The organism is Micromonospora nigra (genome assembly GCF_900091585.1).
GTDB lineage: Bacteria > Actinomycetota > Actinomycetes > Mycobacteriales > Micromonosporaceae > Micromonospora > Micromonospora nigra.
In genome coordinates this window covers 200,953-215,459 of the sequence record NZ_FMHT01000003.1, presented here as the reverse complement: position 1 = coordinate 215,459, position 14,507 = coordinate 200,953, and the positions used below count along the sequence as shown (strand labels likewise).

General features: G+C 73.8%; 1 protein-coding gene and 1 pseudogene. Both read left to right on the top strand.

Translation table 11 applies throughout. The features are described 5' to 3' along the window. The first annotated feature begins 31 nt into the window (after window positions 1-31). Window positions 32-5,020 carry a type I polyketide synthase gene (locus GA0070616_RS01575; RefSeq protein ID WP_091075111.1) on the top strand — a complete coding sequence of 1,663 codons (4,989 nt, stop codon included), beginning with the start codon at window positions 32-34 and terminating at the stop codon, window positions 5,018-5,020. Window positions 5,021-5,065: 45 nt separating this feature from the next. Further along, window positions 5,066-14,502, top strand: a pseudogene (locus GA0070616_RS29270) (type I polyketide synthase). The last annotated feature ends 5 nt before the right edge of the window (window positions 14,503-14,507 follow it).

Here is a 14,507-nt window from a genome sequence, read left to right as displayed (position 1 = left end):
CCGACTTCCGGATCGAGGCAGGTGCGACCCGATGAGCGACGACAAGCTGCGGTACTTCCTCAAGCGGGTGACCGCCGACCTTCACGACACCAGGCGCAAGCTCCAGACCGTGGAGGCGCGCGACCAGGAGCCGCTCGCCATCGTCTCGATGAGCTGCCGGTTCCCCGGTGACGTCCGCTCGCCCGAGGACCTGTGGGACCTCGTCGCCGACGGCCGGGACGCCCTCAGCGAGTTCCCGGCTGACCGGGGCTGGGACCTGGACTCGCTCTACGATCCGGACCCGGACAAGCCCGGCAAGAGCTACACCCGGGTCGGTGGTTTCCTGACCGACGCCGCAGCGTTCGATCCGACCCTGTTCGGCATCTCGCCGCGTGAGGCCATGGCCATGGACCCGCAGCAGCGGCTGCTGCTGGAGACCTCCTGGGAGGCCGTCGAGCGGGCCGGGATCGACCCGCTGTCCCTGCGCGGCAGCTCCACCGGCGTCTTCGTCGGCCTGAGCACCTCGAACTACGGGATGGGCCTGCCGCACGTCCCCGAGGGCGTCGACATGTACCTCGGCACCGGCAACACCACCAGCGTCGCCTCCGGCCGGATCTCGTTCACCCTCGGCCTCAACGGCCCGGCGGTCACCGTGGACACCGCGTGCTCGTCCTCACTGGTGGCGCTGCACCTGGCGGTGAACGCGCTGCGTCGCGGCGAGTGCGACCTCGCGATCGCCGGTGGCGTCACCGTCATGGCCACCCCCGGCGTCTTCGTCGTCTTCTCCCGCCAGCGCGGCATGTCCGTCGACGGCCGGTGCCGGGCCTTCGCCGCCGGGGCGGACGGCACCGGCTGGGGCGAGGGCGGCGGCGTGCTCGTCGTCGAGCGACTCGCCGACGCCGAACGCAACGGACACCCGATCCTCGCCGTCATCCGGGGCAGCGCCCTCAACCAGGACGGTGCGTCCAACGGCCTCACCGCCCCGAACGGCCCCTCCCAGCAGCGGGTCATCCGGCAGGCGCTGGCCAACGCCCGGCTCGGCTCCGCCGACGTCGACATGGTCGAGGCGCACGGCACCGGCACCACCCTCGGCGACCCCATCGAGGCCCAGGCGCTCATCGCCACGTACGGGCAGGACCGTCCCGCCGACCGGCCACTGTGGCTCGGCTCGGTCAAGTCGAACATCGGCCACACCCAGAGCGCCGCCGGCGTCGCCGGGCTGGTCAAGATGGTGATGGCGTTGCGCAACGGGGTCATGCCGGAGACCCTGCACGTCGACGAGCCCTCCCCGCACGTGGACTGGTCGGCCGGCGCGGTGTCCCTGCTCACCGAGACCCGGCCGTGGCCGGAGCTGGACCGGCCCCGCCGCGGCGGCGTCTCCTCGTTCGGCGTCAGTGGCACCAACGCCCACGTGATCCTGGAGGAGTACCAGCCGCGCACCGCCGCCCCGGAGACGGCCGACGGGCAGGAGACCCCCGAGACCGTCGAGGAGAACGCCGACAGGCCCGGCCTGGTCGAGGCCGACGTCACCGTGTGGCCGGTGTCGGCGCGGTCGAGGGCTGCGCTGGCCGGTCAGGCCGAGCGGTTGGCCGCGTACGTGCGTGAGCACGCCGACGCCGATCCGGCGGCGGTGGGCTGGTCGCTGGCGACCACCCGGTCGACGTTCGACCAGCGGGCTGCCGTTGTCGGTTCGAGCCGCGACGAGCTGCTGTCCGGTCTGGACGCCCTGGCGGCCGGCTCTCCGGCGGGCAGTCTGGTGACCGGTACGGTCGCGGGTTCCTCCGCCGGCCCGGTGTTCGTGTTTCCTGGTCAGGGTGCGCAGTCGGTGGGGATGGCGGCGGGCCTGGTCGGTCGGGTGCCGGTGTTCGATGTGGTGTTGGCGGATTGTCAGCGGGCTCTCGCGCCGTACCTGGACGTCGATCTGGTTGCCGTGCTGACCGGGGATGACGAGTCGTGGTTGGAGCGGGTCGAGGTGGTGCAGCCCGTGTTGTGGGCTGTCGGGGTGGCTCTGGCGGCGGTGTGGCAGCACGTGGGTGTCGCCCCGCAGGCGGTGGTCGGTCATTCGCAGGGTGAGATCGGTGCGGCGTGTGTGGCGGGGATTCTGTCGTTGGATGATGCGGCGAAGACTGTTGCTCTGCGGTCTCGGGCGTTGTCGGTGTTGCGGGGGACCGGTGCGATGGCGTCGGTTGATCTGCCCGTCGAGGCGGTGGCGGAGCGGTTGTCCGGGTATCCGGGTGTGGGTGTGGCGGCGGTGAACGGGCCGTCGACGGTGGTGGTGTCGGGTCCGCCGCAGCCGGTGGCGGATCTGGTGGAGGCGTGTCAGGCCGATGGGGTGCGGGCGCGGTTGATTCCGGTGGACTATGCCTCTCATTCGGTGGCGGTGCAGGAGGTCGCCGAGCAGCTTCGTGCGGATCTGGCGGATGTTGCTCCGCGGTCTGGTCGTGTTCGTCTGGTGTCGACGTTGACGGGGGAGTGGGTTGACCCGGAGACGATGACGGCGGATTACTGGTATGAGAACCTGCGGCAGACGGTGCGGTTCGATGCGGCGGTGCGGACGGCGGTGGCGGCCGGGTTCACGACGTTCGTGGAGATCAGTCCGCATCCGGTGTTGACGATGCCGGTGACGGCGATCCTGGATGACGTGGGGGTGGCCGGTCACACGGTGGGTAGCCTGCGTCGGGGTGACGACGATCCGACCCGGTTGTTGACCAACCTCGCCACCGCCCACACCATCGGCCTGCCCGTCGACCTCACGACCGTGCTCGCCGAGGCACAGACGCTGCTCCTGCCCACCTACGCCTTCGACCACCAGCGGTTCTGGCTGGACGGCAGCGGCGGCGCCGACCTGGAGAACCTGCTCCACACCACGGCCGAACCCACCGACGCCTCCTTCTGGGCCGCCGTGGAACGCGGCGACCTCACCGCGCTCGCCGAGACCGTCGCCACCGAGGACGTCCCGGCCGACGAGGCCTTCGACGCGCTGGCCCCCGTCCTGCCGCTGCTCACCTCGTGGCGGACCAAGCGCCGCCGGCAGTCCGACATCGACCGCTGGCGCTACCAGGACACCTGGAAGCCCCTCACCGGCGTGGCCAACCGGGGCATGACCGGCACCTGGGTCGTGGTCATGCCCACCGGCGAGTTCGTCGAGCCGTGGCAGGACGCCGCCGTCGACGCGATCACCGCCGCCGGCGCCACCGTCGTCGCGGTACCCGTCGCCACCGCCGACGCCGACCGGGAGGTACTCGGCAAGCTGCTGCGGGAGGCCCTGCCCGCCGCCTCCGGCGGCGACGACGGGGCCGCCGAGGTGACCGGCGTGGTGTCGCTGCTCGCCTTCGACGAACTGGTCCACCCGCTGCACCCGTCCGTACCCGGTGGCTTCGCCGCCACCGTCGCCCTGTTCCAGGCGCTCGGCGACGTCGGGCTGCACGCCCCGATGTGGAGCGTCACCTCCGGCGCCGTCGCCGTCGGCCGGGCCGACCTGCTGCGCTCCCCGGTGCAGGCCCTGACCTGGGGCTTCGGTCGGGTCGCCGCGCTGGAACACCCGCAACGCTGGGGCGGCCTGGTCGACCTGCCGGAGGCCGTCGACGAGCGCAGCGCCGACCTGCTGGTCGCGGCCCTCACCACCGCCGGCGACGAGGACCAGATCGCGGTACGCCCCAGCGGCCTGCTGGCCCGCCGGCTCACCCGGGTGCCGCTCGGCGACAGCCAGCCCGCCCAACCGTGGGAGCCGTACGGCACCGCTCTGGTCACCGGCGGCACCGGTGCTCTGGGCGGTCACGCCGCTCGTTGGCTGGCCCGCAGCGGCGTACAGAACATCGTCGTCGCCAGCCGCCGCGGCATGGCGGCCCCAGGTGCGCAGCAGCTCGTCGACGACCTCACGGCGCTGGGCGCTCAGGGCACCGTCGTCGAGTGTGACGCCTCCGACCGGGACGCCCTGGCCGCCCTGATCGACTCGATTCCCGACGAGCTGCCGCTGAACGTGGTCGTGCACGCCTCCGCCGTACTCGACGACGCCCTGATCAACGAGATCCGGATGGACCAGATCGAGCGGGTCCTCCAGGCCAAGGTCGACGTCGCGTACCACCTGCACGAGCTGACCCTCGACCTGGACCTCTCCGCCTTCATCATGTTCTCGTCGTTCGCCGGCAGCGTCGCCAGCTCCGGCGTCGGCAACTACGCCCCCAGCAACGCGTTCCTCGACGCCCTCGCCCAGCACCGGCGCGGCCTCGGCCTGCCCGCCACCTCCATCGCCTGGGGTGCCTGGGCCGGCGGCGGCATGGCCGAAGGGCCGTTCGGCGAACTTCTGCACCGCCACGGTGTACCGGAGATGGCCCCCGAGGCGGCGATCACCGCCCTGCACCAGGCCGTCGACCACGGCGAGGCACACCTCACCATCGCCGACATCGCCTGGGAGAGGTTCCACTTCGCGTTCACCGCCACCCGGCCCGGCCCGCTGATCAGCGACCTGCCGGACGTCCGCCGGCTGGTGGCCACCGAGCGCAGCGCGGTGGCCGACACCGACGACTCCCCAGACTCGCTGCAGAAGCGGCTGGCCGGCCTGCCCGCCGCCGAGCGGCTCGCCGTCCTGCTCGGTCTCGTCCGCGGCCAGGTCGCCGCCGTGCTCAACTACCCGTCCGTCGAGGCGGTGGACGAGCACCGGGCGTTCCGGGAACTGGGCTTCGACTCGGTCACCGCCATCGAGCTGCGCAACCGGCTCGGCTCGGCCACCGGTGTGGCCCTGCCCGTCACGCTGGTCTTCGACTATCCGACCCCGACGACCTTGGCGGAGTACCTCTTCGCCGAGGTCGCCCACGACGACGTGGTCACCCCGACGGTCCTGCTGGACGACCTCGACCGGATCGCCGACAGCCTCGACGTGGTGGCCCGGGACGAGGCGGCGCGGGTGCGAGCCACCGTACGCCTCCAGGCGATGCTCTCCCGGCTCGGCCAGGACAGCGGCGGCACCATCGGCCGACACCTCGACGAGGCCACCGACGACGAACTGTTCGCGATGGTGGACGAGGACCTCGGCATCTCCTGACCCGTTCCGGCTCTCACCCGTCCCTCCCGAGGAAGCGGCACTCCGATGGCCAATGAAGACAAGCTCCGCGACTACCTCAAGCGGGTCATGGCGGATCTCCACGACACCCGCCGCCGGCTCAGCGAGGCCCAGTCCCAGGAACTTGAGCCGGTGGCGATCGTGGCGATGAGCTGCCGCCTGCCGGGCGGGGTGCGTAACCCGGGCGACCTGTGGGAGCTGCTGCGCGACGGTCGGGACGGTGTCACCTTCTTCCCCGACGACCGGGGCTGGGACCTGGACCGGCTGTACCACCCCGACCCCGACAACCCCGGCACCTCGTACGCACGGGAGGGCGGCTTCGTCGACGGGGCCGGCGACTTCGACGCGGCGTTCTTCGGCATCTCGCCCCGCGAGGCGCTGACCATGGACCCGCAGCAGCGGCTGCTGCTGGAGACGTCCTGGGAGGCGGTCGAGGCCGCCGGCATCGACCCGGCGTCGCTGCGCGGCAGCCGGACCGGGGTGTTCGTCGGCACCAACGGTCAGGACTACGGCACCCTGCTGATGATGTCGCCGGACGGCGACGAGGGTCACTCGATGACCGGTGGTGCGGCGGCCGTCGCGTCGGGCCGGGTGTCGTACACCCTCGGGCTGGAGGGGCCGGCGGTGTCGATCGACACGGCCTGCTCCTCGTCGCTGGTGGCGCTGCACCTCGCCGTGCAGGCCCTGCGGGCGGGCGAATGTGAACTGGCGCTGGCCGGCGGCGTGACGGTGATGGCCACCCCCGGTCTGTACGTCGGGTCGAGCCGGCAGCGCGCCCTCTCCCCGGACGGCCGGTGCAGGTCGTTCGCGGCCGCCGCCGACGGTGCCGGCTTCTCCGAGGGCGTCGGCTGGCTGCTCGTCGAGCGGCTGTCCGACGCCCGGCGCAACGGCCACCCGGTCCTGGCGACAGTGCGCGGTTCGGCGGTCAACCAGGACGGCGCGTCCAACGGGCTGACCGCACCCAACGGCCCCGCCCAGCGGCGCGTCATCAGCCAGGCCCTCGCCAGCGCCCGACTGTCCACGGCGGATGTGGATGTGGTGGAGGCGCACGGTACGGGCACGACTCTGGGTGATCCGATCGAGGCGCAGGCGTTGTTGGCGACGTATGGGCAGGATCGTGCCGGTCGGGCGCCGTTGTTGTTGGGGTCGGTGAAGTCGAACATCGGGCATGCTCAGGCGGCTGCGGGTGTGGCTGGTGTGATCAAGATGGTGTTGGCGATGCGGGAGGGGGTGGTGCCGGCGACGTTGCATGTGGATGCGCCGTCGCCGCACATCGACTGGTCGGCTGGTGCGGTGGAGTTGGTGACCGAGGCGCGGCCGTGGCCGGAGACGGGTCGGCCACGTCGGGCGGCGGTGTCGTCGTTCGGTATCTCCGGCACCAACGCCCACGTCATCATCGAGCAGCCGCAGAACTCCGACGAGCCGGTAGCCGGGACCCGGACCCCGGAACTGGTCGACGGGGACGTGACGGTGTGGCCGGTGTCGGCGCGGTCGAGGGCTGCGCTGGCCGGTCAGGCCGAGCGGTTGGCCGCGTACGTGCGGGCGCATGACGGACTGGATCCGGCTGCGGTGGGCTGGTCGCTGGCGACCACCCGGTCGACGTTCGAGCACCGTGCCGCCGTGGTCGGGGTGGGTACCGACGAACTGCTCGCGGGTCTGGACGCCGTGGCGTCCGGTCTGCCGGCGGGCACCGTGGTGACCGGGGCCGCTTCGCCGCAGGGTGCCGGCCCGGTGTTCGTGTTTCCTGGTCAGGGTGCGCAGTCGGTGGGGATGGCGGCGGGCCTGGTCGGTCGGGTGCCGGTGTTCGATGTGGTGTTGGCGGATTGTCAGCGGGCTCTCGCGCCGTACCTGGACGTCGATCTGGTTGCCGTGCTGACCGGGGATGACGAGTCGTGGTTGGAGCGGGTCGAGGTGGTGCAGCCCGTGTTGTGGGCTGTCGGGGTGGCTCTGGCGGCGGTGTGGCAGCACGTGGGTGTCGCCCCGCAGGCGGTGGTCGGTCATTCGCAGGGTGAGATCGGTGCGGCGTGTGTGGCGGGGATTCTGTCGTTGGATGATGCGGCGAAGACTGTTGCTCTGCGGTCTCGGGCGTTGTCGGTGTTGCGGGGGACCGGTGCGATGGCGTCGGTTGATCTGCCCGTCGAGGCGGTGGCGGAGCGGTTGTCCGGGTATCCGGGTGTGGGTGTGGCGGCGGTGAACGGGCCGTCGACGGTGGTGGTGTCGGGTCCGCCGCAGCCGGTGGCGGATCTGGTGGAGGCGTGTCAGGCCGATGGGGTGCGGGCGCGGTTGATTCCGGTGGACTATGCCTCTCATTCGGTGGCGGTGCAGGAGGTCGCCGAGCAGCTTCGTGCGGATCTGGCGGATGTTGCTCCGCGGTCTGGTCGTGTTCGTCTGGTGTCGACGTTGACGGGGGAGTGGGTTGACCCGGAGACGATGACGGCGGATTACTGGTATGAGAACCTGCGGCAGACGGTGCGGTTCGATGCGGCGGTGCGGACGGCGGTGGCGGCCGGGTTCACGACGTTCGTGGAGATCAGTCCGCATCCGGTGTTGACGATGCCGGTGACGGCGATCCTGGATGACGTGGGGGTGGCCGGTCACACGGTGGGTAGCCTGCGTCGGGGCGATGACGATCCGACCCGGTTGTTGACCAACCTCGCCACCGCCCACACCATCGGCCTGCCCGTCGACCTCACCCGCGTCCTGCCCCGGACCGACACCGTCGACCTGCCCACCTACGCCTTCGACCACCAGCGGTTCTGGCCCGCGCCCCCGCTGTTCCTCAGCCGCGACGACGACGAGCCGGACATCGACCGGTGGCGCTACCGGATCGCCTGGCCGGCGTTGCCCGACCTGCCGCTGAACGGGCTCGACGGGGCCTGGCTGGTAGCGATCCCCGCCGCACTGACCGACGACACGCTGGTCGCCGAGGTGCTCGACGCGCTCGGCAGCGTCGGCGCGGACGTCGTACCCGTCGAGGTGGACCCGACCACCGACCCGGCGGTGCTGGCCGATCTGCTGCGCGCCGCGCTCCCCGCCGACGGTGGCCCCGCCACCGTGCTGTCGCTGCTCGGCCTCGACGAACGGGCACACCCCGACCACCCGGCCACCACGCTCGGCGTCACCGGGACCGTCCTGCTGGTGCAGGCCCTCGGCACCCTCGACGTCGAGGCTCGCCTGTGGTGCGCCACCCGTCGGGCCGTCGCCGTCGAGGCCGGGGACCCGCCGCCGAACCCGGCGGCCGCCGCCGTCTGGGGCCTCGGTCGCGCGATCGCCCTGGAACACCCCGCCCGCTGGGGCGGCCTGGTCGACCTGCCCGACACACTCGACCCGTGGACCGGCATGCGGCTCTGCGCCGCGCTCGGCGACACCGGCGGCGAGGACCAGCTCGCCGTCCGTGAGTCCGGTGTGCACGCCCGCCGGCTCACCCGGATCACCGAACCCGAACCCGCCGCCGCCGACGGCGAGGACGGCTGGCGGATGCGCGGCACCGTCCTGATCACCGGCGGCACCGGCGGGCTCGGCGGCCACCTGGCCCGCTGGGCGGCCCGCTCCGGCGCGGCGCACGTGCTGCTGGCCAGCCGGCGCGGTCCGGACGCTCCCGGCGCCACCGACCTGACGGCGGAACTGACCGACCTCGGCGTACGGGTGACCGTGGCGCGCTGCGACGTCAGCGACCGCGAACAGGTCGCCGCGCTGCTCGCCGCCGCACCCGACGACACGCCGGTGACCGCCGTGCTGCACACCGCCGCCGTCCTCGACGACGGCATCGTGGACACCGCCACCGCGCAGCGCCTGCACACCGTCGCCGCGCCCAAGTGCGCCGCCGCCGTCCACCTGGACGAGTTGACCCGCGACCTCGACCTCGACGCCTTCGTGCTGTTCTCCTCGGTCGCCGGCACCACCGGCAACGCCGGCCAGGGCGCCTACGGGGCGGCGAACGCCTACCTCGACGCCCTCGCCGAGCGACGTCGGGCCGAAGGACTGCCGGCGCTGTCCGTGGCCTGGGGCGCGTGGCGCGGCGCCGGCCTGCCCGCCGACAACGAGCGCGCCCAGCAGCGGCTGCGCCGGGGCGGCATGGTCGGCATGGACCCGGAGCTGGCCGTGGAAGCCCTCAGCCGGGCACTGCGACGGGGCGACACCACGACGCTGATCGCCGACATCGACTGGGCCCGGTTCGCCCCCGCGTTCACCCTGGTCCGTCCCAGCCCGCTCATCGCCGACCTCGACGAGGTACGCGAGGCCGCCCGCCAGGTCGCCGAGGAGGCCGCCGAGCGCGCGGCGGACACCCCGTCCGCGCTGGCCCACCGGCTCGCCGGGCTCTCCCCGGCGGAGCGCTCGGCCACCCTGCTGGAAATGGTCCGCCAGTGCGCGGCGACCGCGCTCGGCTACGGCGCGGCCGACGACATTCCCGCCGACCGGCCGTTCCGCGACCTCGGGCTGGACTCGCTGACCGCCGTGGACCTGCGCAACTTCCTGGCCACCGCCACCGACCTGCGGCTGCCGGCCACCCTCGCCTTCGACTACCCGAACCCGACGGTGCTCGCCGCGCACCTCGGCGAGCTGCTCACCGGCGCCGCCCCCGAGACCGCCGCTCCCGCCCCGGCCACCGTGGTCGACGACGAGCCGATCGCCATCGTCGCGATGAGCTGCCGCCTGCCCGGCGGGGCGGACAACCCCGACCAGCTGTGGCAGCTGCTCGCCGCCGGCGGCGACGCGATCGGCGAGTTCCCCACCGACCGGGGTTGGGACCTCGACCGGCTCTTCGACGCCGACCCGGAGAACGAGGGCACCAGCTACGCCCGGGAGGGCGGCTTCGTCGCCGGGGTGGCCGACTTCGACCCCGGGTTCTTCGGCATCAGCCCCCGCGAGGCCCTGGCCATGGACCCGCAGCAGCGGCTGCTGCTGGAGGCGTCCTGGGAGGCGATCGAGCGCGCCGGGATCGACCCGACCGCGCTGCGGGGCAGCCCCACCGGTGTCTTCGTCGGCACCAACTACCAGGACTACCGCAACCTGATGTTCAGCGCCGAGGGCGCCGAGGGGCACCTGATGACCGGCAACGCCGGCAGCGTCCTGTCCGGGCGGGTGTCGTACACCCTCGGGCTGGAGGGGCCCGCCGTGTCGGTGGACACCGCCTGCTCCTCGTCCCTGGTGGCGCTGCACTGGGCCTGCCAGGCGCTGCGCCGTGCGGAGTGCTCCCTTGCCCTCGTCGGCGGCGTCACCGTGATGTCCACCCCGGGGTGTTCGTCGGCTTCAGCCGGCAGCGGGGACTGGCCCCCGACGGCCGGGTCAAGGCGTTCGCGTCCGCCGCCGACGGCACGAGCTGGGGCGAGGGCCTCGGTGTGCTGCTGGTCGAACGGCTCTCCGACGCCCGCCGCAACGGCCACCCCGTCCTCGCCGTGGTCCGGGGCAGCGCTCTCAACCAGGACGGCGCGTCCAACGGGCTCACCGCCCCCAACGGGCCGTCCCAGCAGCGGGTGATCCGGCAGGCGCTGGCCAACGCCGGCCTGACCGCCGCCGAGGTGGACGCCGTCGAGGCGCACGGCACCGGCACCCGGCTCGGCGACCCGATCGAGGCGCAGGCGCTGCTGGCCACCTACGGGCAGGACCGGGGCGACGGCGGCCCGCTGCTGCTCGGCTCGGTCAAGTCCAACATCGGCCACACCCAGGCCGCCGCCGGCGTCGCCGGGATCATCAAGATGGTCCTCGCCCTGCGGTACGGCTACCTCCCGCCGACCCTGCACGTCGACGAGCCGACCGACCAGGTGGACTGGAGTGCCGGTGCGGTCGAGCTGGTCACCGAGGGCCGACCCTGGCCGGTCACCGGGCGTCCGCGCCGCGCCGCCGTGTCGTCGTTCGGGATCAGCGGCACCAACGCCCACACCATCCTCGAACAGGCTCCCGAGGAGCCGGTGCCGGCCCTGCCGGCGGGGGACCCGGACCGGTTGCCGGTGGTGCCGGTGCTGTTGTCGGCGCGTACTCCGGCGGCACTGGCCGCCCAGGCCGGCCCGTGGGCCGACCAGCTCACCGGGCCGGAGGCCCCGCCGATGGTCGACGTCGGCTGGTCGTCCGTGGTGACCCGGGCCGCCCTGGAGCACCGCGCCGTCGTCCTCGCCACCGACCGGGCCGCGCTGCGCACCGGGCTGCGTGCCCTCGGTGCCGGCGACGACTCGCGGCTGGTGGTCACCGGCACGGTCGCCCCCCGGCCGAAGGTGGCGTTCCTGTTCTCCGGGCAGGGTGCGCAGCGGGCCGGGATGGGCCGCGAGCTGGCCCAGGCGTTCCCCGCCTTCGCCGCCGCCCTCGACGAGGTCTGTGCCGCCCTCGACCCGCACCTGCCCCGTCCCCTCAAGCCGGTGCTGTTCGCCGAGGCCGGCACCGACGACGCGGCCCTGCTGGACCGTACCGAGTTCACCCAGCCCGCGCTGTTCGCCGTCGAGGTCGCACTGTTCCGGTTGCTGGAGACCTGGGGGGTGCGCCCCGACGCCGTGGCCGGGCACTCCATCGGGGAGTTCGCCGCCGCCCTCGCCGCCGGGATGCTCTCCCTGGCCGACGCCGCCACGCTGGTCGCCGCCCGGGGCCGGCTCATGCAGGCCCTGCCCGACGGCGGGGCGATGCTCGCCGTCGCCGCGACCGAGACCGAGGTGGTCGCCTCGCTCGGCGACCGCGCCGACCGGGTCTCCGTCGCCGCCGTCAACGGCCCCGCCGCCGTCGTGCTCTCCGGGGCCGGCGACGCCGTCGAGGAACTGGCCGCGGAGTGGAAAGCCCGGGGCGTACGGGTCCGGCGGCTGGCCGTCAGCCACGCCTTCCACAGCCCGCTGATGGACCCGGTGCTCGACGACCTCGCCGCCGTCGCCGGTCGACTGACGCACCGGGACCCGGCCGTGCCGATGATCTCCACGGTCACCGGTCACCCCGTCGACGCCGCCGACCTCGACGCCCCGACGTACTGGGTGCGCCACGCCCGGGACGCCGTGCGCTTCGCCGACGCCGTCGCCGCCCTGCGCGAGCAGGGCTGCACCGGGTACGTCGAGATCGGCCCCGACGGCGTGCTCACCGCCCTCGCCCAGGCCGTCCTCGCCGAGGGCGCCCCGGCCGGCGCCCGACCCCCGCTGGTCGTGCCCACCCTGCGCCGCGCGCGCGAGGAACCGGTCACCCTGCTGCGGGCTGTCGCCGCCCTGCACGTCCACGGCGTCTCCCCGGACTGGTCCGCCCTGTACGAGGGCACCGGTGCCCAACGCGTCGACCTGCCCACGTACGTGTTCGACCGGCAGCGGTACTGGCCGGAGCCGCCCGCCTGGGCCAGCCTCCCCGCCGAGGACGACCGCACCGACGTCGAGCGCCGGTTCTGGGCGGCCGTCGAGGCCGAGGACTTCGACTCTCTCGTCCACGAGTTGCAGGTGGACCGCGAGCAGCCCTTCGGGACGGTGCTCCCGGCCCTGTCAGCGTGGCGGCGGCGCGGCCGGGAACGGTCACTGGTGGACGCCACCCGCTACCGGGAGGCCTGGGAGCCGCTCGCCGCGACACCGGCGACCCAGGATCCCGGCCGTTGGCTGGTGCTGCTTCCCGCCGACCGGGCCGACGACCCCGACCTGGACTCCTGCACCTGGACCCTCGGGATGGACGTCAGCACCGTGCCGGTCGACACCGCCGCCGAATCCGAGGTGCTCGGCGGGCAGCTCGCCGACGTGCTCGGCGAGGCTCTCGCCGCGGGCGACGGCCCCCTGTCGATCCTGTCCTTCCTCGGCCTGGACGACGCCCCGCACGCCGAACACCCGGCGCTGCCCCGGGGCCTCACCGCGACCGTGCGGCTGTTGCAGGAACTGACCGACCTCGACGCGACGGCCCGGTTGTGGTGCGTCACCCAGGGCGCGGTCGGCGTCGGCGAGGACGACGCCCCGGTCAACCCCCGGCAGGCGGCGCTCTGGGGCCTGGGCCGGGTGGCCGCCCTGGAACAGCCCGCCCGCTGGGCCGGCCTGGTCGACCTGCCCACCACGATCGAGAGCTGGACGGCGATGCGCCTCGGCGGTGTCGTCACCGACGACGGCACGGAGGACCAGTTCGCCGTCCGGGAGTCCGGCGTGCTGGTCCGGCGGCTCATCCCCGCCGCGACCGTGGGGGAGCCCGAGCCGTTGCGGCCCCGGGACACCGTGCTGATCACCGGGGGAGCGGGGGCGCTCGGCGGGCACGTGGCCCGCTGGGCGGCCGGAGCCGGTGCCGAGCGGATCGTGCTCACCAGTCGGCGTGGCACCGACACCCCCGGCGCGGCGGAGCTGTTGGCCGAGCTGACCGCCCTCGGGGTGGACTGCCGCATCGAACGGTGCGACGCCGCCGACCGGGTTGCCATGACCGACCTGATCGCCGACCTGCGCCGGGACGGTCCGCCGCTGCGTGCGGTGGTGCACGCCGCCGGGGTCAGCGAGGTCGTGCCGCTGGCCGAGACGACCCTGGAGGACCTGGCGTACGTCGTCGCCCCGAAGCTGCTCGGCGCGGAGCTGCTCGACGAACTGCTCGACGGGGTCGAGCTGGACGCGTTCGTGCTCTTCTCGTCGATCGCGGCGGCGTGGGGCAGCGGCGGGCAGGGCGCGTACGCCGCCGGCAACGCCTACCTGGACGCGTTCGCGCAGTGGCGGCGCGGCCGGGGCCTGCCGGCCACCTCGGTGGCCTGGGGGCCGTGGACCGAGTCGGGCATGTTCACCGACGGCGCACCGGAGCAGCTGCGCCGCCGGGGTCTGCGGGTGCTGCCGCCGAGCGTGGCGATGGCCGGGTTGCGGCACGCCCTCGCCGTCGGCGACACCTGCGTCACCGTCGCCGACGTCGACTGGGCCACCTTCCACCAGCTGTTCACCGCGCTGCGGCCCAGCCCGCTGCTGGCCGACCTGCCGGCCGTACGGGCGCTGGCCGCCCCCGCTCCCGCGCCGGAGGCGGCCACGCCGGCCGGTCGCGACCTGCTCGCCGGGCTGCGGACGCTGCCCGGCGAGGAACGGCGGGCAGCGCTGCTGGAGATGGTCCGGGTGGACGCGGCGAAGGTGCTGGGACACGCCTCCGGCGACGTGATCGAGACCGACCGGGGCTTCCTCGACCTCGGCTTCGACTCGCTGACCGCCGTGGAGCTGCGTAACCTGCTCACCGCGGCGACCGGACACGAGCTGCCCACCACGGTCGTGTTCGACTACCCCACCCCGGCGGGCCTCGCCGACCACCTCTACGCGGAACTCTTCCCCGACAGCGGAACCGACAGCGGCACCGGCGGCACCGGCGAGGAACAGGTCCGCCGGGCCCTCGCCGCGATCCCGCTGGACCGGCTGCGGCAGGCCGGCCTGCTCGACCAGTTGCTCCAACTGGCCGGCACGGTCAGCGCCCCCGCCACCACGCCGGCGGGCACCGGGGCGCCGGCACCGGCGGAGGAGATCCGCGAACTCGACGTCGCCGGCCTGGTCCGCATGGCCATGGAAGGCACCGACTCGTGACCCGG